The 21,839-nt window shown below is 58.7% G+C and carries 17 protein-coding genes; 9 read left to right on the top strand and 8 right to left on the bottom strand.

The window, feature by feature from the left end; translation table 11 throughout:
* Window positions 1-103: 103 nt before the first annotated feature.
* The 6 genes from ABIB60_RS20980 to uvrA all read right to left on the bottom strand — a co-directional run bounded on the left by ABIB60_RS20980 (window position 104) and on the right by uvrA (window position 11,813).
* On the bottom strand, window positions 104-5,335 hold the full coding sequence (locus ABIB60_RS20980; protein WP_354582327.1) for a hypothetical protein: 5,232 nt from the start codon (window positions 5,333-5,335) through the stop codon (window positions 104-106).
* Window positions 5,336-5,543: 208 nt separating this feature from the next.
* Window positions 5,544-6,380 (bottom strand): 50S ribosomal protein L11 methyltransferase, encoded by an 837-nt coding sequence (prmA, locus tag ABIB60_RS20985; protein WP_354582328.1) that lies wholly within the window; start codon window positions 6,378-6,380, stop codon window positions 5,544-5,546.
* 112 nt (window positions 6,381-6,492) lie between these two features.
* Window positions 6,493-6,876, bottom strand: coding sequence for a 7(1) septoil knot domain-containing protein (locus tag ABIB60_RS20990; RefSeq protein WP_354582329.1), 384 nt, complete (start codon window positions 6,874-6,876; stop codon window positions 6,493-6,495).
* 136 nt (window positions 6,877-7,012) lie between these two features.
* On the bottom strand, window positions 7,013-7,777 hold the full coding sequence (gene tpiA / locus ABIB60_RS20995; RefSeq protein WP_354582330.1) for a triose-phosphate isomerase: 765 nt from the start codon (window positions 7,775-7,777) through the stop codon (window positions 7,013-7,015).
* Window positions 7,778-7,970: 193 nt separating this feature from the next.
* Window positions 7,971-8,777 (bottom strand): TspO-related membrane protein, encoded by an 807-nt coding sequence (locus tag ABIB60_RS21000; RefSeq protein ID WP_354582331.1) that lies wholly within the window; start codon window positions 8,775-8,777, stop codon window positions 7,971-7,973.
* Between the two features lie 201 nt (window positions 8,778-8,978).
* Window positions 8,979-11,813 (bottom strand): excinuclease ABC subunit UvrA, encoded by a 2,835-nt coding sequence (gene uvrA / locus ABIB60_RS21005; protein WP_354582332.1) that lies wholly within the window; start codon window positions 11,811-11,813, stop codon window positions 8,979-8,981.
* Window positions 11,814-11,977: 164 nt separating this feature from the next.
* Between uvrA and ABIB60_RS21010 the strand changes: the two genes are divergently transcribed.
* Window positions 11,978-12,955, top strand: coding sequence for a hypothetical protein (locus ABIB60_RS21010; protein ID WP_354582333.1), 978 nt, complete (start codon window positions 11,978-11,980; stop codon window positions 12,953-12,955).
* Between the two features lie 230 nt (window positions 12,956-13,185).
* Here the strand turns inward: ABIB60_RS21010 and ABIB60_RS21015 are convergent, their stop codons facing one another.
* Complete coding sequence (locus ABIB60_RS21015; protein ID WP_354582334.1) at window positions 13,186-13,878, bottom strand: SGNH/GDSL hydrolase family protein; 693 nt, start codon at window positions 13,876-13,878, stop codon at window positions 13,186-13,188.
* A gap of 319 nt (window positions 13,879-14,197) precedes the next feature.
* On the opposite strand from ABIB60_RS21015, the gene ABIB60_RS21020 reads away from it, so the two are divergent.
* The 3 genes from ABIB60_RS21020 to ABIB60_RS21030 all read left to right on the top strand — a co-directional run bounded on the left by ABIB60_RS21020 (window position 14,198) and on the right by ABIB60_RS21030 (window position 17,246).
* On the top strand, window positions 14,198-15,691 hold the full coding sequence (locus ABIB60_RS21020; protein WP_354582335.1) for an alpha/beta hydrolase family protein: 1,494 nt from the start codon (window positions 14,198-14,200) through the stop codon (window positions 15,689-15,691).
* 111 nt (window positions 15,692-15,802) lie between these two features.
* Entirely contained in the window at window positions 15,803-16,411 is a 609-nt protein-coding gene (locus tag ABIB60_RS21025) for a hypothetical protein (protein WP_354582336.1), read from the top strand.
* An 88-nt stretch (window positions 16,412-16,499) separates the two neighbouring features.
* A complete protein-coding gene (locus ABIB60_RS21030; RefSeq protein WP_354582337.1) occupies window positions 16,500-17,246 on the top strand; it encodes a copper resistance protein NlpE N-terminal domain-containing protein in 747 nt (248 codons plus the stop codon).
* A 79-nt stretch (window positions 17,247-17,325) separates the two neighbouring features.
* On the opposite strand, the gene ABIB60_RS21035 is transcribed toward ABIB60_RS21030, so the two are convergent.
* Window positions 17,326-18,618 (bottom strand): MFS transporter, encoded by a 1,293-nt coding sequence (locus tag ABIB60_RS21035; RefSeq protein WP_354582338.1) that lies wholly within the window; start codon window positions 18,616-18,618, stop codon window positions 17,326-17,328.
* A gap of 225 nt (window positions 18,619-18,843) precedes the next feature.
* On the opposite strand from ABIB60_RS21035, the gene ABIB60_RS21040 reads away from it, so the two are divergent.
* The 5 genes from ABIB60_RS21040 to nth all read left to right on the top strand — a co-directional run bounded on the left by ABIB60_RS21040 (window position 18,844) and on the right by nth (window position 21,835).
* Window positions 18,844-19,266, top strand: coding sequence for a hypothetical protein (locus ABIB60_RS21040; RefSeq protein ID WP_354582339.1), 423 nt, complete (start codon window positions 18,844-18,846; stop codon window positions 19,264-19,266).
* Window positions 19,267-19,303: 37 nt separating this feature from the next.
* Window positions 19,304-19,882 (top strand): DUF6799 domain-containing protein, encoded by a 579-nt coding sequence (locus tag ABIB60_RS21045; RefSeq protein ID WP_354582340.1) that lies wholly within the window; start codon window positions 19,304-19,306, stop codon window positions 19,880-19,882.
* 321 nt (window positions 19,883-20,203) lie between these two features.
* Window positions 20,204-20,839: an RNA polymerase sigma factor gene (locus ABIB60_RS21050; protein WP_354582341.1), complete on the top strand. Its 636-nt coding sequence runs from the start codon at window positions 20,204-20,206 to the stop codon at window positions 20,837-20,839.
* Window positions 20,778-21,008, top strand: coding sequence for an anti-sigma factor (locus ABIB60_RS21055; RefSeq protein WP_354582342.1), 231 nt, complete (start codon window positions 20,778-20,780; stop codon window positions 21,006-21,008). The genes ABIB60_RS21050 and ABIB60_RS21055 overlap by 62 nt, the downstream gene beginning before the upstream one ends.
* 107 nt (window positions 21,009-21,115) lie before the next feature.
* Entirely contained in the window at window positions 21,116-21,835 is a 720-nt protein-coding gene (gene nth, locus ABIB60_RS21060) for an endonuclease III (protein ID WP_354582343.1), read from the top strand.
* Window positions 21,836-21,839 lie beyond the last annotated feature (4 nt).

A 21,839-nucleotide genomic window follows, 5' to 3' on the forward strand; every position in this document is an offset into this window, starting at 1 on the left:
GGTAAAAATGCTTCGACCACAGCTGCGCCTTCGCTCAGCGTGGCGTTTAATGGTTCGGGCCAAAAACAAAGCCCCGGCCGATAGTTGGCCGGGGCTTTGTTTTCTACTCTTCGCCGAAGGGGTCGTTGGCGTCTTTCTTCTTTTTCTTCTTTGACTCCTTTTTCGGCTCCTCCACCGGAGCATCGGTGGGCGGTGTAGCCTCTACGGCTTCGTCCTTTTTCTTCTTCTTTTTGCCAGTATCCTCAGCGGGGGCAGCGTCAGCGGCGGGAGCTGGGGCGGCGTCTACGGGCTCGTCCTTTTTCTTCTTTTTCTTGCTGGCAGGCTCCTCCACGGGCGGGGCCGCGTTGGGGTCGGCCTCCAGGGCTTCATCCACTACGTCCTTTTTCTTCTTCTTTTTCTTATTGGCATCCTGGTCGAAGTCGAAGTTGCCGGTGGGCTGAGGCTGAGTAACGTTTACCTTCTTCTTGGCGGTTTCCTTGAGGAAGTCCTTGCGGAAGTGGTTGAGGAAGCTCTGTACTTCTTGGTCGTCGCCGAGGTAGAAGCCGTACTGCGTGGCCGTGTTGTAGTCGCCCTTGGCTTTTAGGCCAATGATTTCATCATAGGAGCCGTGTTGGGCTTTGGTTAGCACCACATTGTTGGAGTATTTGATGTAGTACCAGGTCTGCGGCTCGGCTTCCAGGTACAGTTCCACGGCGTCGCCGGTGCTTTCCTTCTTGATTTCGATGTAGCCGTCAATCAGGGCGTTGATGTCCTTCTTGCCCACGCTTACCAGACCAATTTTGCCCACCGAGTACCACGACTTGAACTTCTCGTTCCAGCGCAGATTCACCTGGCTCAGCACAACAGTGTGCAGGAACTTGGCCGATACCTTTTGCAGGGGCACGTAACCGCCCTTGCGGGTGCTGTAGTCCTGCACGGCCTTATTGCCGATGAACTCACCCATTTTGTAGAGCTGAGCCGGGGAGCCATTGAGGGCCTCGGGCGCTCCTTTGGCGTTGGTGGCCAGGTCGGTGCCCATGGCCTCCACCGCCTTTTCGGGCAGCACGATATCAAAGGCCATAAAGGTATCAAGGTCGTAGAGGTTGCTGTCGGGCTTAGCCGTACCCAGGCCGGCGGCCGTGAGAGTGTAGTCCTTGTTGGAGTTAATCAAGTTGAGCTTACCCCGGAAACTCAGCTGGCCGGTGGAGTCCTGCAGGCTCATCACGGAGCCCTCGTACACGTCGGGGTCGTTGGGGTCGTGCTGGCTGATGGCGTAGGTTTTCTTACGGATGTCGTAGGTCAGGTTACCATCCACCTCAAACAGGTTCATATCCGTCACGCCGGGCTTGGCGGCCACAAACAGCGGATATATTTTGCTGGTACCATCAGCCATAAACAGGCCCGTGAGCATGGGGGTGCCGTCTTCCGCTTTGGGCTTGTTGAGCTTAATACGGATGGCTTTGGGGTCAATGGTATCCTGCACGGCAAACCACTCTGAGGCGGCGGCCGACTTCACGAAGTTCAGCTTAGCCTGCCCATCAAAAGTGAAGCCTTTTTTCTGGGAGTTCATGGTGATGCCGCCCCGGTAGGCAATGCGCGGGGCCAAGTTAAACTTGTCGGTAGCCGTGAGGTTGGCCACGGCAATGGTGGGTGGCGAAGGCGGCAGGTCTGTATCGTCGCCGCTGGGCCCACGCTTGAGCAAGCCTTTGCCCAGCGCCGCGCCTTTCCGCCCGGTCGAGGCCATCATGGTAGCCGTGGAATCGACGTGGAAATTGGCAAACTTGATGGCGAAGGAGTCGGCAGAGGTTTTGTAGCTGTAGAGAGCATTGCCAGTAAAGGCCGTGCGCGACAATACCCGAACTTCGCCCTTGTACAGGTTGTGGTACTTGCGCAGGGTATCCATCACAATGCCAGCATTCTGGAAGCCCCGCATTTCGGCGTTAGGCAGAATGTACACCTTACTGGAGTCGGGCATAATCCAGGCATCGGCCGAGGAAATGCGGGGCACCCCGCCAGCCACCAGGCGGTAGCGGCTCAGATCGTACTGGCCGGTGGCCGCCTGGAATTTCAGGCCCCGTTGCTCCGGTTTGGTGCTATAAAAGAAGGAGCGGGAGGAGTCGGCCCCAGGCGCCAGCTGCAGCTGTACCAGCTTTTTCTTGAAGTCCCACTTACCGCCCGACAGCGTGGTGCGGTACTGCGAGTAAGGCAGCTCAATACTGGATTTGCTGTCGTCCGCCTCTCGGGCAAACTCCGTGTTGCCAGCTTTCAAATCGTAGGTAAAGCTCACGTTGTTGGCCGTAAGGGCCGGCTTGTTCACCTCCGCCGATTTGATGTTCAGCGTCGACTTAGAGCCGGTGTAGCGCGTGGGCTTGAAGGCAAACGAGGTGGAGCGGATAAACGACTGGGGCCCGTCCATGCGCCCGTCGCCGAACAGGCCGGTGGGCGTGTAGGTGAGCGTACCCTTGAAGCCATAGGTGTTGTCGTACACCTTAAAGGCTTCGCCCTTGTCCTGGGTTGTGAGGTACATGGAGTCCTGCTTCACGGCCCACTTCATCTGGTAGCCGGGCAGGAACGTCACCTTGGCAAACTCCGTCCCGTTGAGCGGCCCCGGCAGAATGGAAGCCGTTTTGCCCACCGTTACCACCGAGTCCTTGTAAAAGATAAACTGGTCGCTCTGGAAGTCGCCGGTGAGGTACTTGATGTTGCCGATGCCCTGGAAGCCGTTGTTGTTCATGGCCACCTTGTTGAACAGCCGGCCTTTGCCCCCGTACAGCGGAAAGCCGTCCTTGGGCACGCTGTACACAAAGCCCAGAGAGCCGTCGTCCTGCATGCTCAGCTTGGTATCAAAGTTGGGCACGATGCCCCCGCTCACGAAGGTTCCCTTGAAGCCTACGGCCGCCCGGTTCTTGTTGTTGAGCGAATCCAGCTTAAAGGGCGGGATATCGAAATACATGGTGGTATCGTAGGCCCCGCCCAGCACTTCCGGCTTGTCGAAGAACACGTAGGCCCCGGTGCTGGCATCAAACGAGGGGTAGGCCCCCAGCTTCTTCCGCCCCGATTTGTTGTTGGGCGCGTTGATGTAGAGGCGCCCGGCCGAGTTCTTTTTCTTGTTGGTCAGCGTCCAATCCAGGTCCTTGCGGGCTTTCATCACCGAGCCCTTCGAGCCCTTGCCCTTCACAATGATGGAGTCAATCTTCACCAGGTCAATGTAGAACCCGTCGTAGTCAAACTTGAACTCCTTGCCCTTGAACACGAAGGCCGAGGCCACTACCGTACCGTTGAACAGCACACCCCGGTTTTTCTGAATGCGAATCACCGAGGAATCAGGCTTCACAAACACCGTCACGGAGTCGTCGGAGAAGTTGAACCGGTCCACGCCTCGCACAATCAGGTCGTTGGTGTTCAGGTCCAGCGTGGCATTTTTGCCGTTCGGGGCCAGGCTCTTGATGGCAATGTGGTCGTAGTCCTTCTTGCCCCGCGACGAGTTAACGTAGTGCATGGCTTTGGGCAGCAGCACAATCTGGTCGGTTTGGGGGTACCAGGCTACGTAGCCGTCCCGGGCCAGGCCCGCCACGGCTGAGCGCACGTTATCGGGCTTGAGCTTGCGGAAGGTGGCAATATCCTGCACCGTAAACAGGCGTTTATTGCCGTTTTCCATGCTGTAGCCCACTACCATCTGCAGGGGGTGCAGCTTGTTGATGGCCTTGATCTGCTGGTAGCGGGTATTGGTGTAGAATTCCTTGCTTTCGAAGTTAGCCGTTACCTGGTTTTTGGCCGTCAGAATGCTGAACTCGATGCTGGGCGTGCGCACGGGCCAGGTCAGCAGTTCGGCGGCCACCTCCATCTGGTGGTAGGAGTCGTAGTAGGGCGTAGATTTATAAAGCCCTTCCTCCCGGGCCAGTTGCAGAATCTGCTTGCCCTTGTTGTACTTCAGCTTCACGCCGGGGTGAGTCAGGGAGTCCTGCTTATCCTGGAAAATGGATACTTGCGCGTGCTGGGCCGTGATGATGGAGTCGCCGAGCACGTAGGCCCGCGACGAGGCCCGAAACTTGGGTTTGCCATCCACATCCACAATAATGCGCGACATGGCCCCGTCCAGGGAAGCCGACAGCGCCCGGTTGCCCGTGAGCGAAAAGCCCCCGAAGTAGCGGATGTTCTCGCCGATGTTCTTCACGCGGGCATCGTTGGTGGCGGAAATAAAGCGCGGGTAGCCCGAATCTTTTACGCCTGCTTTGCGCTGCACGCTTTTATAGGCAAACCACCCTTTGATGGGGGCTTCCAGCACCGCCGGATAGGTGAGCGTAACGGGGTTGGCTACAAACTCAGCCTTCAGGATATCGAAGTCGTAGGTGGTAAGCGCTACTGAAGCCGGGTTGCCGTTTACCTGCCAGGCAAACTCCCCGCCATAGCCCACAAACCGGTTGGTAGCAGCCACCACGGCTCCGCTGGTTTTGCGGATGTACACCGAGTCGGAGGGTGACACCAGAAACAGGTCGGCATCCTTGAGCATAATGGCCGGCCCCCGAGTAGGCGGCGCCAGGTACGTATCGTAGGAAGGCACGGCCGCCGCATCCCAACCCGAGTCGGCGGGTTTGGCGGCAGTACCAGTGCTCTTTTTGGCCGGGGTGCTCCAGCCGTCGTCGGCGCTGTTCCAGGGGTCATCATCGCCCCAGCCGTTGCTTTTCTTGGCGGCCTTGGTGTTGAGCGGCTTGGTGCTGACAGTGGGCGTAACCGGCGCGGCCGGGGCCGGGGCTGGTGGAGCCAGGGAGGGCATATCCTGGGCGTGGTAAGCAAAGCTGAACGTACCGCCCACTACCTGCAACGAACTGTAGCGCGACTTGTGCAGAAACTTGGTATCCAGAAACGAAGCGGCGGCGGCCAGGAATTTCTCGGCGTCGGCGGGTTGCTCCTTTTCCAGGGTTTTGCCGGCCACATCCAGAAATTCCGTCATCTGCTGGTCGGAGAAGTTTTGCACCAGCGCCCCAGCGGCAATGGCCGTATAAAACTGCTCGAAGTGGGGCTTGGGCCGGAACTTACGGCCCAGCATATACTGGCTCAGGGCCACAATGTAGCGCTGCTGGGTGGCCGTGAGGCGGTTGCTGGCCCACACCTGCTGCAGGCGGGTGCCAGCAGCTTTAGCGGCCGCATTGTTGGTGGTGGCCATCATCGACTGCACATCCACCATAAACTGCTCGGGCTCCGAGCTGAGCTTACCCGCAAACTTGGGCAAGGCCGGCGCTGCCGGCGCGGGGTCACCCTTTTTAACTGGCTGGGGCTTTTGCTGCGCCCAGGCCGGAGCGCCAACCCCCAAGCCTACTATTATGGCGCAAACCCATCTAAAAGCGAAGTGCTTCATATACCTATCCACAGAAACCTGATTACTCGCCTACAATTTCAGCAAAAGACAGCACTTTCCGGTGTCTTGAGGCCTTTGCCTCCCCACAATCATACTCGGGCCTTTTTTCGTTCAATTCTGAGTGTCAGCCCTTTTTCAGCAAAAACCCTACCGCTCAAGCCAACTTGCCCGAGCGGTAGGGTTTTATGGTTAAAGCCAGAAACAGGCGCTATGCCGGCTGCCGGAATACGGCTGATACCCAGTGGTTCTGCACCCGGTGACTCTCGTACCGGAAGCCGGCTTTCTCGGCCGCTTCCCGAATCAGGGGCAAATCATCCTCGTAGAAGCCGCTGAACAGGATGGGGCCGCCGGGCTGGAGGTACTGGGCATAGGCGCCCATATCCTCCAGCAGCACATTGCGGTTGATATTGGCCAGAATGATATCGAAAGGAGCCTCGCCTTCCAGGGCGGTTACGTCGCCGAGGCGGGCCTCTACCTTGTCCTGGACGTTGTTTTCGGCGGCATTATCGGCGGCGTTTTCGGCCGTCCAGGGCTCCACATCCACGGCCAGCACGTAATCGGCACCCAGCTGCACGGCCATTACAGCCAGAATACCGGTACCACAGCCCATATCCAGCACCCGCTTACCCTGGTGGTCAATGTGAAGCTGGTTGGTAATCATCAGGGCCGTGGTATCGTGGTGGCCGGTGCCGAAGGACATGCGCGGCATAATCACAATTTCGTGCTTGAGCTCGGGCCGGGCTTCGTGAAAAGGGGCGCGCACCGATACCTGGTCGGCAATAACCAGGGGCTGGAAGTTCTTTTCCCACTCGGCGTTCCAGTTCTGGCGGGTAATCACGCGGTGCGAGAACTCCAGCTCACCCAGGCCCTCGTAGCGGCTCATCACCTCGGCCACGTTATCAGCCGAAAACTGGTCCTCATCAATATAGGCGCAAAAGCCTTCGTCGTTGTCCTCGAAGGTGTTGTAGCCTACTTCGGCCAGCTCGGCCACCAATATATCCGACAGCTCGCGGGGAGCCTGCACGCGCAGTTCAACGTAATCCATGAGGCAAAAATGTGAAGTCAAAGTTTAAAAGTAAAAAGTCAAAGCTCAGTTTGCGCCTCAGAAGGACGAATGGGGCTTTGACTTTTTACTTTTAAACTTTGACTTTATCTCGCTATTGCTTACGGCAGCCGGCGTGGCCGCGCACTTTGGTGTAGTGAAAGGAGAAGTCGGCCAGGTTACGGTTGTCGGTCACAAACAGCACGTAATCGGCAAAGTCGCGGGAGTCGGAAAGGTACCACAGGCCCACTTTATCGGCGAAGAGCTTGTTGGTTTCCTGGTACACCAGCACGTCGGCAAAGGCTTCCTCTGGCTCCTGGTACACCACGCCAAAGCACTGCCCCCGGCGGCGTGGGTCGGTTTCCAGAAACACCGTGCCGTACAGGCGGCAGGGGTCCACGGAAGCCGCCACGGCGGGTAGCGCCAGCGGCACCCGCGGCTGCGGGGCAGCAAAGGGGTTGAGCGCCAGCAGGCCGGAGAGGAGAAAGGCAGGGAGCATAAGAATTGGCTGAACGGTATCCTCCGGACAATTATCCGGCCGAAATAAGTTCGGCGTCATTCCGAACGGAGTGAGGAATCTGGGTTAGTCCATTGGTATGGTTGACCCAGATTCCTCACTCCGTTCGGAATGACAGTTAAAATGACTTGATGATTTCCGTGAAGTCGCGGGACTTGAGCGAGGCACCGCCAATGAGGCCGCCGTCCACGTCGGGTTGGCTGAACAGCTCACGGGCATTTTGGGCGTTGGCCGAGCCGCCGTAGAGGATGCTGGTGTTGAGGGCCGCCTCGGCGTCGTAGGCACGGGCAATCTGCTCCCGGATGAATGCGTGCACTTCCTGGGCCTGCTGGCTGGTGGCCGTTTTGCCCGTACCAATGGCCCAGATGGGCTCGTAGGCAATAACTACCTGGTCAAACTCCTCATTGCTGAGGTGGAACAGGCCGTCTTTCAACTGCTTGCTGATGAAGTTGAAAGTCTCGTCGGCCTCCCGGGTTTCCAGGCTTTCACCCACGCAGAAAATGGGCTTAAGGCCGGCGGCGAGGGCCGCTTTCATCTTCTGGCTCAGCAGTTCATCGTCCTCGTGAAAATACTGGCGGCGCTCCGAGTGGCCCAAAATCACATACTCCACTCCCACCGACTGCAGCATCCGGGCCGATACCTCACCGGTGTAAGCTCCGCTTTCCTTCTGGTGGCAGTTCTGCGCGCCCAGGTGGAAGCGGCTGCTCTGGGGCAGCTGCTTGCCAATAGCCGATAGAAAGGGGAAGGGCGGGCACACTACCACCTCAACTGAGGAGTTGGTGGCTTCGTCCTGCACCATATTTACAATTTCGGAAATCAGCGCCTGGCCGTCTTGGAGCGTGGTGTTCATCTTCCAGTTGCCGGCCACAATATTCTTACGCATAGCGGAAAGGGTTGAGGTTGGGGTTCGGGTGCAAGTTAGGGGAATGCGGGGTAGTGGTTCCGGTCCGGCGGTTGAAAGCCGTCGGGCCGGTCGTCGTTCGGTTCATCGGCACGGGAACGTAGCAACGTCAGCTTGCGGCAACCGGCCCGACGGCAACCGGCCCGACGGCTTCCAGCCGCCGGACCGGAGCGTTCTATTTCGCTACTCTCCTTCCCCACCATACCAGCCCCAGGCTCGCTACTGCTACCAGCCCAGCCGCGGCCAGCGCCATCCAGGCCAGCACCAGCGTATCCGCCTCCGTGCGACGGGCGGCCCAAATGCCCACCAGCCCCCACGTAACGGCTGCCGGGTAGGCCAGCTCCCGAAACCGCTTGGTTACGTTGAGCGCCAGCCCCGCCACGATGCCTACCAGAACAATGGCTATTTCAATACCCTTGGCCTCACTCACCTGCCAGCGCGTGCCCAGGGCCACGGTAGCATTTACGGTTAGCGCCACCGAAATCCAGCCTAGGTACAGCCCAAAGGGAATATTTACCCAAGCCGGAGCTTCACCCCGGGCGGCAAACTGCCGCACGCGGCCGTACACCACCGCCAACCCGGCCAGAATACCCAGCATTACCACCAGGCTTGCAGGCAACAATTCGTAGGCAAACACTACCAACCACAGGCCCGTCAGCGCATTCACCAGCACCAGCGGCCGGGCCACCGCATCGGGTAGCGGGTTGCGGCGCTGGGCGGGCAGTAGCTGCCACACCGCGTACACCAGCAGGCTCAGGAAAATGACGCCCCAGATGCTGAAGGCGTAGCCAGCCGGCGTAAGCGGCGTGGGGTATTTGTAGGATACCTGCGCGTTGGTTTGCCCATTAAAAGGAAACCGTTGCGACACATAGTTCAGGGCAATGTTGCCCACAATGGCCGCCGAAGCCGCCCAGCGCCAGGCCCGGCTTTCCGTGGGAGCCGTCAACGCATCAAAGGCAGCAGTAGAAGTAGAGGAGTTCATAAATCACAGATGGTGCAGATACAGCCGCAGATGATGCTGATTCGCTCTACGGTTTTGGTGTAAAGATGTCGGATGAATTCGGGCATAGCCAATTCAGTGCTGATAGTGCTGAACTGGCTATGCCCGAATCCTTTTCATCCCTTATCCAAAACGCCGGAACGAATCTGTGCTATCTGCGGCTGCATCTGCGCCATCTGTGATTTATAGCTTCTCGGCCAGGAAGCGGGCAGTGTGGTTGCTGTCCTTGAGCTTCACCATCTCTTCAGGAGTGCCCTCGAAGAGCAGGTGGCCGCCGTTGGTACCGCCTTCGGGGCCCAAGTCAATTACCCAGTCGGCGCACTTGATGATGTCCATGTTGTGCTCGATAATGAGTACCGAGTTGCCCTGCTCCACCAGCGCGTTCAGAGCCGTCATCAGCTTGTTGATGTCGTGGAAGTGCAGGCCGGTGCTGGGCTCGTCGAAGATGAACAGGATTTTATCGTTCTGCAGGGTGTTGCCCTTGGTCAGGAACGAGGCCAGCTTCACGCGCTGGGCCTCCCCGCCCGACAGCGTATTGGCCGACTGCCCCAGGCGGATGTAGCCCAGCCCCACATCGTCGAGCGGCTTGAGGCGCTCCACGATTTTGGGCTGGTCCTTGAAGAAGGCAATGCTGTCCTCGATGGTCATTTCCAGCACCTCGTTGATGCTTTTCTCCTTGTACTGCACGTCCAGCACGTCCTGCTTGAACTTGCGGCCCTCGCAGGCCTCGCAGGTCAGGTATATGTCGGCCATGAACTGCATTTCAATCTTCACCTGGCCCTCGCCCTGGCACACCTCGCAGCGCCCCCCGTCAATGTTGAAGGAGAAGTGCGAAGGTTTGAAGCCCCGGGCCTTGGCCAACTGCTGATCGGCAAACAAGGTCCGGATGGCGTCGTAGGCCTTCACGTAGGTAACCGGGTTCGAGCGGCTGCTTTTGCCGATAGGGTTCTGGTCCACGAACTCCACGTGCGTTACCTGCCCATTTACGCCGGTGAGGCGGTCGAACTTACCAGTGGCCTCACCCGCGCCGCCGCCTAGCTGCTTGAGCAAAGCCGGCGCCAGAATCCGCCGAATCAACGTGGATTTACCAGAACCAGATACGCCCGTTACTACCGTCATCACGTTCAGCGGAAACTTCACCGACACGTTCTTGAGGTTGTTTTCGCGGGCTCCCGTCAGTTCCAACGCGTTGCGCCAGGGGCGGCGGGTTTTGGGCGCCTGCACCGCCATCCGCCCGCTCAGGTACTGGCCGGTGTAGGTATCGGAGGCCAAAACTTCGGCGTAGGTGCCCTGGAATTGCAGGATGCCGCCACCGCTGCCGGCCTCTGGACCAATGTCGATGATCTGGTCGGCCTGCTCCATCATCTTGTCCTCGTGCTCCACCACAATTACGGTGTTGCCGAGCTGCTGTAAGGAGCGCAGCACGCCAATCAACTGCTCGGCGTCCTTGGGGTGCAGGCCAATCGAAGGCTCATCGAGAATGTACATGGAGCCCACCAAGGCCGAACCTAGCGAGGTAGCCAAGGAAATCCGCTGGCTTTCCCCGCCCGACAGCGTGCTGCTGAGGCGGTTGAGGGTGAGGTAGCCCAGGCCCACCCGGTTCAGGTACTCCAGGCGGTTGGTTACCTCCGTCACGAGGCGCTCGGCCACTTTGGCTTCGTGCTCGGGCAGGTCGAGGGTCTGGAAGAACTCCAGGGCCCGGCTCACCGGCAGCAGCACCAAATCGGTGATGCTCTGGCCCTGAATTTTGACGTACTGGGCATCTTTGCGCAGACGGGTGCCCCGGCAGTCGGGGCAGGTGGTGCGGCCCCGGTAGCGGCTTTGCAGTACCCGGTACTGAATCTTGTGCGTCTGCTCGCTCACCCACTTGAAGTAGGCGTCGAGGCCATCGAAGTACTTGTTGCCCTTCCACAGCAGGTTCCGCTCGGCCTCGCTTAGCTCGTTGTAAGGCCGGTGAATAGGAAAATCGAAGCGGATGCCGTTTTTGAGCAGCGGCTTCAGCCACTCGCTCTGCTTGTCGGTGCGCCAAGGGGCAATGGCACCCTCGTACACAGTCATGCTCTTGTCGGGAATTACCAAATCCTCGTCAATGCCCAGCACCGAGCCGAACCCTTCGCAGGTTTGGCAGGCGCCGTAGGGGTTATTGAAGGAGAAGAAATTGACGCTCGGCTCCTCAAATACCAACCCATCCAGCTCAAACCGGTCGGAGAAGGTGCGGGTTTCCTCATCCATCTTCACGATGCAGGTGCCGTGGCCCTCGAAGAAGGCCGTCTGCACCGAGTCGGCGAGGCGGAACATCAGGTCCTCGTCGCCGGGCTGAATGGCGGTGCGGTCAATCATGATGAACACTTCCCCTTTCACCTCAGGCTGACCCTCGGCCAGCAGCTCCTCAATGAAGGCGGTTTCGCCGTTTACTACCACCCGGCTGTAGCCCTTCTGCAGTAGCAAATCCAGCTCCTTGCTCATGGGGCGGCCATCTTCCGAAGGCAGCAGCGGGGCCAGCAGCATCACGCGGGTGCCCTCGGGCAGGCGCATGAGGGCATCCACCACGTCGGCTACGTTGTCCTTCTTCACCTGCTCCCCGCTGATGGGCGAGTAGGTGCGGCCCACCCGCGCAAACAGCAGCTTGAGGTAGTCGTAGATTTCGGTGCTGGTGCCCACGGTGGAGCGGTTGTTCTTGATGCTGACCTTCTGCTCAATGGCAATAGCTGGCGAAATGCCCCGGATATAGTCCACGTCGGGCTTGTCCATGCGGCCCAGGAACTGGCGGGCGTAGCTGCTGAGGCTCTCCACGTACATGCGCTGGCCCTCGGCGTACAGCGTATCAAACGCCAACGACGATTTGCCCGAGCCCGACAGGCCCGTGACGACGATGAATTTATTGCGCGGCAGAGCCACGCTGAGGTTTTTTAGGTTGTGAACCCGGGCGTTCTTAATCAGAATAAACTCGCGCGGGTCGAGCTGGTCAATAGGGTCGGCCGCGGGGGCGGCTACTTGCAGAGCGGAATTATCGGCCATAGGTCGGGTAACAACTGCGGCCGGGGGTTTGGTTTCCAGCCGCTGCGGTTTGATTCAGGCGAAGGTACAAGGGAATCAGAACGAGCGGAACCAAGTACTCAACGGCAACTAACCGCCCGCCACAAATTCTTTAACATTGTGGTACGTCTCTTTAGCTACCCGCTATGTCCATCACGAGCCCATTGGCCTCCCTTTATATCGTTTTACAAGCCGTTCGTGCCAGTGCTGAACTCCATGCGCCGCTGCTCCGCAAGAACGAGGCAGCTACCCGCGCCGCCCTCATCGACCCCGTACTCCGGGCCCTGGGCTGGGATACGGCCAATGTGCAGATGGTGGAGCCAGAAAAGACGATTGGGGGCGACCTGCGGGTTGACTATCTGTTGCGCGACACTACCGGCAAGCCTCATTTGGTGATAGAAGCCAAGTGCCTGGATGCCAGCCTCGACAAACACGGCTATGTGAGCAAAGTGCTGGGCTACGCGCTGGGTTTCAAGGTGCAGACCGTTTTCATTACCGATGGTCTGAGTTGGCATTGCTATTCCAACCTGCACAAAGGCAACACGGAAGCCATTACGTTTTCTCTGGCCGACAATTTGTTGCCCGCCGCCTTACACCTGATTCAGTGGCTGGATGCGGCCCAGAGCGGCTACGGACTGACGCAATCAAGTAATTATGTTTCATTAGTAGCTGAAGTTACACAAATCACTGCGCCCAAGGCTCAGAAAAAACCCGCCAGTAAGACGCAGAAGCCTGATGAGTCTACGTTGCCAGGTTTTGTGGACTTGACCCATATCAATACGCTGCATTTAGAGCCAAATCAGAAACCGAAGCAGCTACGGCTACCCAACGGCACGGTAAAGAGCATCAACTCATGGAAAGATATTTTGCTGGAAGCGTCACAGTTTTTTCTTCAGCAAAGCGAATCCGTGGCGCTGCCCTTTCCAGACAAACCAGGCAAGAAAACAGCTTTGTTTTCCCTACAAAAAGCACTCAAAGGCAGTAGTCAACCAATTCATTATCAAGGTAAAACACTCTACATCTACACGAATTATAACGCCCAATCACGCTTGGCAAATGCCCTGTACGTGTTCAGTAAGCTGCCTACGCGGGAAAAGCAGCAGGCACCAGCTGTAGCGTTTTAGTATTATCCCATCTGACATGATATGCCTCCCGCCCTCGCTCGGCTGTGCCAAGTGAGCCCTATGCCTGAGGGGCTATGCCCCGAATCTGACCGCGCCGCCTGCGCACCCAGAGCAGACGCGCGCAGCAGAGCGGCTGGAGCGTGATGCCTCACTCGGCGTAGCCGAGCGGGTGCGACAGTGCGACGTGAGGGCAATACAGCAGCCCCTACCCGAATACGCCTCCGGAACCCTTACTTTTTCAGCTGCTTCCCCACTACGCGCGTCCACACCGAGTAGCCGGCGGGCGTCATGTGGAGGCTGTCGGATACGTAGAACTGCGGCTGGGGCTTGCCGTTGGGGCCTAGCAGCGGCGTAGCGGTATCCACGTAGCGCAGACGCTTGGGGTGCTGCTCAATATAGGTCCGGATGAGTTGGTTGGCTTCCTGCACTTTGGGGTAAAGCGCCCAGCGGGAGGGGCTAGGTTTAATGGCCAGAAACACCAGCGGCACCTTGGGCAACTTCTGCTGCATCAGCTTCTCAAAAGCCAAAAACGACTGGTACACCTCCTGAGGCGTAGCGCCGGAGCCAATGTCGTTGTCGCCCTCATAGAGCACTACCTGCCGGGGCTGGTAGGCTACCACCAGCCTATCGAAGTAGTAGAGGGCATCGGGGAAGCGGGAGCCGCCGAAACCTCGGTTGAGCACAGGCCGATTAGCAAAATCCTCCCGCAAGGTTTCCCACTTCCGAATGGACGAGCTACCGTAGAACAAGATGGGGTGCGCGGGCGGAGGCGTGAGGCTATCCTGCCGGGCAAAGGCGCGCAGTTCGTCGGTCCACTGAGCGGGGTTAACGGCCGGGGTCTGGGCGGCGGCCACCTGCGCCGCACCAGCCAATGCTAGGCCCGTAATTACTGAGCGAAGCCGACGAATAGAAGGTGAAATCATAGCTAAAGTAAGCAGAACAGTACTTTCCTTCCCAGCACAGCGGGTGGGCAAACGGAGGAAAGTCGAGAACTGGCCCTGATGGTTGCTTCTTGCTATCCTCCAGCTTACGCGGGTGGTTGCCACCAAACATAGCGACCCTTTAATACTTTATTCAAAGTCCTTGACCGGTGGATTGGAAAGTTTTTTCGGCTTTTCCGGCTGCTATTCCTCGTTCTGCCCGCACTTGCGAAACCCAGGCTGGCATGTGTGCGTCAAGTTTGATATTTTCAGACTTATGTTGCCCTAGCGACAGTAAAATACCTTTCTCGTTTTTCACTTTATGAAGAAACTCCTACCCGTATTTCTTCTGCTCGGACTGCTACTATGGCTGATTCCTGGAGCAGTGCTGGCCGGTGATTCTCCCGCTCCGCTGAACGGCCAGTGGAAGGGGCCGCTGAAAGTACCCGGCGGTCAGCTTACGCTCATCATCACAGTAGTTCCGCTTTCCAACGGCACGTACTACGCCGCTCTTGATGCCCCCCAGCAGCGCATCAGCCGCATGCCGGCCGAAGTAGCGGTGAAGGGCACTGACATTACCATCAGCATAGCGCAGGCCGGCAGCAAGTTTGTGGGCAAGGTGAAAGATGGCGGGGCCACGTTTCAGGGCACCTGGACGCAGCCCGGTCTCACCACCCCGCTCACGCTGAGCCGCATGAAGCCCACGGCCCAGCCCGTGGCTGCCAGCAAGCCCCGCCTGACTCCGCCTTACCGGGAGGAGGAAGTTAAATTCCTGAACACCAAAGCCGACCTGGCCCTGGCCGGCACACTTACCATTCCGGCGGGCCCCGGCCCCTTCCCGGCGGTGGTGCTGCTCTCCGACAACGGCCCCCAGAGCCGCGACGTGGAGCAACAGGACTACCGCATGTTTGGCTCCCTGGCCGACTACCTCACCCGCCGGGGCATTGCTGTGCTGCGCTTTGATGATCGGGGCGTGGGCAAATCCCAGGGCAACCACTTCTCCACCACTACCGTGGATTTGGTGACGGATGCTCAGGCCGCCATGGTATACCTGCGGGCCAAACCCCTCATCGACCAGCGCTACATTGGGCTGGTAGGCCACGGCGAAGGTGCCAACGTAGCCCTGCTGGCCGCTGCCGAGCAGCAGCCAGCCACTCCGGCTTTTGTGGTGTCGTTGTCGGGCTACGGCGTGCCGGGCCGCGACGTGATTATGCGCCAGCAGCTGGAGATTATGCGCCTCATCGGCTCCAATCCCGCCCAGGTGAAGGCGGCGCTGGAGCTGCACAAGGAAATGGTAGACATCATCCGGCAGACGCCCAACGATAACCAGGCCCGGGGCAAGGTGGCCGCTACCCTGCGCTTCAACAACACCGATATGGACCCCCACATGGCCCGGGCGCGCGCCGTGCAGCTGACCTCACCCTGGTCGCGCTACTTCCTGGATTTCGACCCCACCCGCAGCCTGGCCGACGTGAAATGCCCGGTACTACTGCTGGGTGGCTCCAATGACTTGCAGGTGGACTCGCAACAGAACATGGCTCCGCTTAAGCAGGGGTTGAAAAACGCCAAGGTGAAGTCGATGAAGCTGGCGGGCCTCAACCACTGGTACCAGCCCGAAATGAAGGACTGGCCGGTAGTGAACGGGGAGCAGCAGCCAGTATTCTCGCCCAAAGCCCTGGATACCATGCGTGAGTGGATATTCGCCAGCACGGAGCGGCCCCAGCCAGTGCCCTCCACCGGCAACACCGCTGATAAGCCCGCGGCCCCGGCCAAAACGGCCAAGAAGGCCCCCAAATCGGCCCAGGCCAGCCGCTAGAAAGTACCTACTCCAACAAGCACCAGGAGCCCTAGCTTCTGGTGCTTTTTTGTAGCCTGACTGAGCCTCTCGCGGAACCCACCGGGTTGCCCGCGTCGTTTATAGCAGCCCATGCCTTCCCTCCGCGCCGACTTACACGATTTGCTGACGTTTGAAATGCTCAGCCGGCATACGCTTGATATTCTGCGGCATAAGCATGGGGTAAGTGAGGGAGAGTTGTTTTCGGCCCTGATGCAGGCGCTGCGGGAACAGCGGGCCAGCACCGGGCAGCCGCTGCTCCCACCCAAACCCGGCGCGTTGGTGTGCGGGCCCGATGAGCACATTTGCCGGCACTGCGGGGAGATTTTTCCGAAGCCGGCCGCCATGAAGCACCTCTGGCAGGCCCACGACTTGGTAGTGCGCCGCAACCCGGAAGCTCATTACACCACTGATGTTCGGCTGGCGGCGCTGTACCGGGAGGCCACGGCCGCCGGCACTGATTTGCGGCTGGTAATTTCGGCCTGGGAGGCTATGCTGAATGTTGAGCGGCGCTATACCCCCATCCGGGCGGCGCACCAGCGGCGCTACCTGGTGCGGCGGCGCGGCTATACTATTCTGGTGGTGGGCAGCACTGCCCTCAACGGCCAGTACCAGCGCCACGACCTTAACCAGGACAGCCAGCGCCAAGGCTTCGTGCGTTGTCTGCGGGGTACGTTCGTGCTGGTGCCTATGCGGGCCTAAAGGAATAGTGCTTCAGCCGGGCCGGGTGTATCTAACCTCGGCGGCTTGCGTAGCAGGTAGTATTCACTCTCGTTTACCCTCCTCCGCTATGCCCCGTTACGTTTTTGCCGCTTCGGCCCTGCTTCTGCTAGCCGCCTGCCAGGGCCGGGAGCAGCCTTTCGGCACCGGCTCCCAAAATTCTGCTCCCGACAAAGACGCCGGAGCCGCCACCTTGCAACTGGCCGGCGTGTACGCCGATACGGTGCCTTGCAACGACTGCCAGGGCATTGCCACCCGCCTCACTCTCAAGCCCGACAGCCTGTATGAGCTGCAGGAACTCTACCTAGGCCGCACCTCCCCCGTAAACTACCGCCGCGGCCCCTGGCGGGTACGGGGCCAGGTTGTAACCCTGGAGCCCAGCGGCAACGACCCCGTGCGCCGCTACCAGGTGGCCGACAGCCGCATGCTCCAGCTCCTGGATGCCAACGGGAAGCCTATGCCCACTTTCGGGCTGCGCTACCGCTCCGATGGCAACCTGAGCGAAGCCGGTACCCGCCGGGAGTTTACTGGCAAATACACTTACATGGCCGATGCAGCCATGTTTGAGGAATGTGGCTCCGGCAAACGGTATGCGGTGGCTTTGGCGGGGGGTGTAACCGCCGACCTGGAAAAACGCTACGCCGACACGCGCAAAACGGCGGGTCAGCCGGTATTTGCCCGCGTGCAGGGCGAGTTGCAGCAGCAGGCTGGTACCAACGGTCAGGCCCCTACCCAGGCCCTGGTTATCAGCCAGATTCTGGAGATGAAGCCCGACGCCATCTGCCCCCAGGCACAAAAACAAGCCTTCCAGCAGTAAGACGCTACTTTGTGGTACCAAGCAAAAGGCCCGGGCGGAAATTTCGCCCGGGCCTTTTGCTTGGGTTTTACCGCTTACACTACGCAGGCTTTTTTTCCGGCGTCATATCCAATTGGCGCAGCTTATCGGCTTTCAGCGCGGTTATGCCTACTACCACGATGGTCATAATACCGCCGAATACTACCGAAGCCGTAGTACCGAGCCACTTAGCCATAGCCCCCGACTCAAACGCCCCAATTTCGTTGCTGGAGCCGATAAAAATGTTGTTGACGGCTGACACCCGGCCTTTCATGTAGTCGGGGGTGAACGTCTGGAGCAGGGTGGCGCGCACAATCACCGATACCGAATCGAATACCCCCGTCAGGAACAGTAAGCCCAACGATAGGTAAAAGTTGCGCGACAGGGCAAACCCGATGGTAGCCAACCCGAAACCGGCCACGGCCCAGAGCAATTTGCGCCCGGCGTGGCGCCGCAAGGGAAAATACGTGAGCAGTAATGCCATCAGCACCGAGCCTACCGCCGGCGCCGCTTCCAGATGCCCCAGACCCGAGGCCCCCACTTTCAGGATCTTCTCCGCGAATACCGGCAGCAGCGCCACGGCTCCGCCAAACAGCACCGCAAACAAATCCAGGGACAGCGCCGCCAGCACCAATTGGTTGCCGAATATAAACCGCAGGCCGCTACTCAGGCTTTCCACGAAATTGGGTGCGGGCGCACCCTCCCGGGTTGGTAGTGGGTGCGAGGTCAGGCTGATAAACAGCCCCAGGGAAACTATTAACAGCCCAGTAGCCACGGTGTAGGCGTTGGCTACGCCCAAATGCGCAATCAGGTAGCCCCCAATAACCGGCCCTATCACCGAGGAGCCTTGCCAGGTAGTGCTGTTCCAGGTAATGGCGTTGGCTAGCTTATCTCGGCTGGGCAGCAGTTGGGGCATGTAGGCAAACAGGGCGGGGCCCAGAAATCCGCGGGCAATACCACTCACAAAAATCACTGCGTAAATAGGCAACGTGCCCATTTGCCCAATATTCAGCAGCCGCTTCTCAACTCCCCAGGCTAGCCCGGATAACACTACGGCGCACAGCAGCAGCAGTGTCACGGCCGCCACTACAATGTTCTTGCGCTTCATTGAGTCGGCTACGTGGCCCGCGTACAAGGACACGGCAATGCTGGGAATGGCTTCCGTGAGGCCAATCAAGCCCAGCGCCCAGGGGTCGTCGGTGAGTTTGAACAACTGCCAGCTCACCACAAGACCCTGAATGCGGGTGGCCATCACAAAGCTGGCCCGGGCCCCAATGAACCGCCGAAAATCGGGGATGCGCAGCGCGGCATACGGGTCGTGGCCCGGCGTGGCGGGGGAAGCGGGAGCAGTCATGGCGCGGCAGGCCGGGAAGGAAACGGCCCAGCAAAGGTAACGTGCCCCTGTCGCTACGAAGCTCGGCCATGTCGTTTTTATCAGTTGAAGCTACCTCATTACCTACCCTACCAAGCCGCTTACAGGGGTTTTTCGTATGCAGATAACTGACCGACCTGGGCAAGATATGTATGTGCTAAGCCAAGCCCCTTGCCGCAGCTTCCTGCTCTTTGTTCCTGCTCACGTATGAAGCCACCTTCCACTTCAGCTCTGCCTTCCTTCCTATCGTTGCAGGTGCGCCCCGAGCTGGCCGTGGCCATCATTCGGTGGTTGCGGCCAGTATCAGCCGCCGAGTTGCAACAGGGCTACCACCAGTTACTGCAACACGCTCAGACCGGATACTACTGGCTGGTTGACCTACGCCAGCGCGGCCCGGCCAGCGAGGATGATACCCACTGGGTACTCACCCAATTCATCGGCTGCTTGGCCCGGCAAACGGGCCAACGCGTGTACCTGGCTTTTTTAGTAACCGCCGGGCAGCTGAATGCGGAAGAGCAGCAGTCCGGCTCTCCCATGGTTCAGAACGAGCAGGCTCACGTCCGATTATTCGGGGAGGAGGCTCCCGCCCTCCACTGGCTTGCCAGCCGCCGCCAGCACCACAGCGCCTAAGTACTGCCTATTCCTCCCTTTTCCATTCCTCAGCTATATGCTCCGCGCCCCCCTACCCGTATTGCTGCTTAGTGGCCTGTTTGCTTGTGCGGCCTTCTCCTCGGCACATGCCCAAACCCAGCCCACCGCCACCACGCAACCAGCAGCTCAATTGAAGGATGGTGCCTTCCGGCGTGAGGGCAAAACGTTCCGGTTGCAAGCTGGGCAGGTGTTTACCCTCACGGCACCCGTGCGCTTTGCCAACGGCCTCACCTTGCGCCCCGATGGTATCATGGTAAGCAAAAACGGTAACCGCCAACTGTTGGAAAACGGCAAAGCCATTAACATGCAGGGCGACGTGGTGCTGTACCGCGACGATATGATGACCCCCGAAGCCATTACTCGCCACGATGAGCAAACCACCGGTGCAGCCGGAACTACTACCATAACCATTCCGGTGGCCGTAAACCTCTCGGCTATTAGCGCGGAGCTGCAACGCACTGCCCAGCGTTTCGAGCAGTTACAGCAGCTCAGTCAGCTGCTTGACCAGCGCACCAGTGCCGCCGCCGCTGGTACCACTCCTCCCCCCGCCCTGGAAAGCCAGATCCGGGATCTAAGTCAACAGCTGCGCCCATAATGCACGGTTCTTGCACAGCCCCTGCTACAGGTAGTTGACTATCTGGCAATTTGTCCAAAATCCTGTTTTCCACGCCAGCAACGCTGTTGCGTTGGGATTAACTGGACGCAATACAGTATATAGAATTCCGTATTCCTGATATTAAGGTTTAGGGTCTTCGAAAATAATTTTGGCATTTACGCGCGGTACCCGTTGTGTTTGGCGCGGCGGTTCTCTACATTTGGTTTTAGCGGCTTCTTCACGCATCATTCATTCAGGTTTTCACCGGCAACTGCACTCTATGGCCTAAAGCTCTACGTCCCCTTTACTTTCGTAGTGTTTATGGAAATCATGCAGCCGAGCGACTCCGCTCTCATCTCGCGCTATATTGCCGGCCAGGAAGATGCCTTTGCTCAGTTACTTGAGCGGCACAAGGCCCGCGTATTTACCACTATCATGCTCATTGTTCGCGACGAAGACGTGGCGGAAGATTTGCTGCAGGATACATTTATCAAGGCCGTCCACACCATGAAGAGTGGGCGTTACAACGAGGAGGGGAAATTTTCATCGTGGATTTGCCGGATTGCGCATAATTTGGCCATCGACTGCTTCCGCCGCGAAAAACGGAGTCCTTTATTGAACCTTGACACAACAAGTCATGCGTTCAACTCGTTGTCGTTGGCAGAAGAAGGAGCTGAAGCGGCGCTTACCCGGGAAGAAACCCACGCGCGGCTTCGGGAACTGATTCAGGAGCTGCCCGCGGCGCAGAAGGAGGTCCTGATCATGCGCCATTACGGCGACATGAGCTTTCAGGAAATTGCCGATGCAACGGGGGTCAGCATCAATACCGCGCTGGGGCGTATGCGCTATGCGCTGATCAACCTGCGGAAAAAGATGGCCGCACAACCCGTTTTCTATGATCAAAACCTTTACCCACGAGACGCTGCTCCGGTACGTGTACAACGAATTGCCAGCTAAGGAGCACCAACAAGTAGAACATGCCCTCTTGCACGATGCCGAATTAGCGGCCTCCTGCGCCGATTTGCTGCTGGCTCAGCGCGCCCTCAACGACTTGCGCCGCGCCCCCACCCAGCGCACCACTGACTCCATCCTGCAGTATTCCCGCACCTTCCTGCGGAAGGAGTAAGCCCGGTTTCCAGCTGAAATTTACAGCGCCGCGAAGTTACCAAGTAGGTAACTTCGCGGCGCTGTGCTTATAGGCACTGCCACAGTTGCCGTTAGTTGCCGTTAGCCATGCGCAAGCCCGAGCGTTACCGCCATTTCATCGAGTACTTCACCACGCACTTTCCGGAGCCCGAAACAGAGCTGCACTACGCCAACCCCTACGAGCTGATTGTGGCCGTAGTGCTCAGCGCCCAGTGCACCGATAAACGTGTGAACCAGGTGATGCCTGCCTTGGTGCAGCAGTTTCCTACACCCGAGCACCTGGCCGCCGCCTCTGCCGAGGATATTTTCCCTTTTATCCGTAGCGTATCTTATCCCAACAACAAAGCCAAGCACCTGGCCGGCCTGGGCCGGATGCTGGTGCAGGATTTCGGGGGTGAGGTGCCTAGCTCTATTGAGGAGTTACAACGCTTGCCCGGCGTCGGCCGCAAAACGGCCAACGTGGTGGTGTCGGTCATTTACAACCAACCAGCCATGGCCGTGGATACCCATGTATTCCGGGTGTCGCATAGGCTAGGGCTGGTGAGCAAAACGGCTACTACCCCTCTGGCCGTGGAAAAGGAGCTGGTTCGCTACACCCCTACTGATCTAATTCCGAAAGCGCACCACTGGCTAATCCTGCACGGGCGCTACATCTGCCAGGCGCGTACGCCGAAATGTATGGTGTGCCCCCTTACCAGTTGGTGCAAATACTACGCAGAGGTAGTAAGCAAAAACTCTTTGAAGGCAGCAAAACCTGCCAAAACATCCTCAATACCAGGCAATAAGAATGCAAGTAGTACAACTTAGTATA

This window comes from Hymenobacter sp. UYP22, from assembly GCF_040547285.1.
In the GTDB taxonomy this organism is placed as follows: domain Bacteria; phylum Bacteroidota; class Bacteroidia; order Cytophagales; family Hymenobacteraceae; genus Hymenobacter.

Bases quoted from the DNA above. Each gene is read 5' to 3' on its own strand.
- ABIB60_RS21050 (WP_354582341.1), top strand. From the start codon at position 20,204: ATGGAAATCATGCAGCCGAGCGACTCCGCTCTCATCTCGCGCTATATT.
- ABIB60_RS21030 (WP_354582337.1), top strand. From the start codon at position 16,500: ATGCCCCGTTACGTTTTTGCCGCTTCGGCCCTGCTTCTGCTAGCCGCC.
- ABIB60_RS21025 (WP_354582336.1), top strand. From the start codon at position 15,803: ATGCCTTCCCTCCGCGCCGACTTACACGATTTGCTGACGTTTGAAATG.
- tpiA (WP_354582330.1), bottom strand. From the start codon at position 7,777: ATGCGTAAGAATATTGTGGCCGGCAACTGGAAGATGAACACCACGCTC.
- ABIB60_RS21000 (WP_354582331.1), bottom strand. From the start codon at position 8,777: ATGAACTCCTCTACTTCTACTGCTGCCTTTGATGCGTTGACGGCTCCC.
- ABIB60_RS20990 (WP_354582329.1), bottom strand. From the start codon at position 6,876: ATGCTCCCTGCCTTTCTCCTCTCCGGCCTGCTGGCGCTCAACCCCTTT.
- ABIB60_RS20980 (WP_354582327.1), bottom strand. From the start codon at position 5,335: ATGAAGCACTTCGCTTTTAGATGGGTTTGCGCCATAATAGTAGGCTTG.
- ABIB60_RS21035 (WP_354582338.1), bottom strand. From the start codon at position 18,618: ATGACTGCTCCCGCTTCCCCCGCCACGCCGGGCCACGACCCGTATGCC.
- ABIB60_RS21040 (WP_354582339.1), top strand. From the start codon at position 18,844: ATGAAGCCACCTTCCACTTCAGCTCTGCCTTCCTTCCTATCGTTGCAG.
- ABIB60_RS21020 (WP_354582335.1), top strand. From the start codon at position 14,198: ATGAAGAAACTCCTACCCGTATTTCTTCTGCTCGGACTGCTACTATGG.
- ABIB60_RS21055 (WP_354582342.1), top strand. From the start codon at position 20,778: ATGATCAAAACCTTTACCCACGAGACGCTGCTCCGGTACGTGTACAAC.
- ABIB60_RS21010 (WP_354582333.1), top strand. From the start codon at position 11,978: ATGTCCATCACGAGCCCATTGGCCTCCCTTTATATCGTTTTACAAGCC.
- ABIB60_RS21045 (WP_354582340.1), top strand. From the start codon at position 19,304: ATGCTCCGCGCCCCCCTACCCGTATTGCTGCTTAGTGGCCTGTTTGCT.
- nth (WP_354582343.1), top strand. From the start codon at position 21,116: ATGCGCAAGCCCGAGCGTTACCGCCATTTCATCGAGTACTTCACCACG.
- uvrA (WP_354582332.1), bottom strand. From the start codon at position 11,813: ATGGCCGATAATTCCGCTCTGCAAGTAGCCGCCCCCGCGGCCGACCCT.
- ABIB60_RS21015 (WP_354582334.1), bottom strand. From the start codon at position 13,878: ATGATTTCACCTTCTATTCGTCGGCTTCGCTCAGTAATTACGGGCCTA.
- prmA (WP_354582328.1), bottom strand. From the start codon at position 6,380: ATGGATTACGTTGAACTGCGCGTGCAGGCTCCCCGCGAGCTGTCGGAT.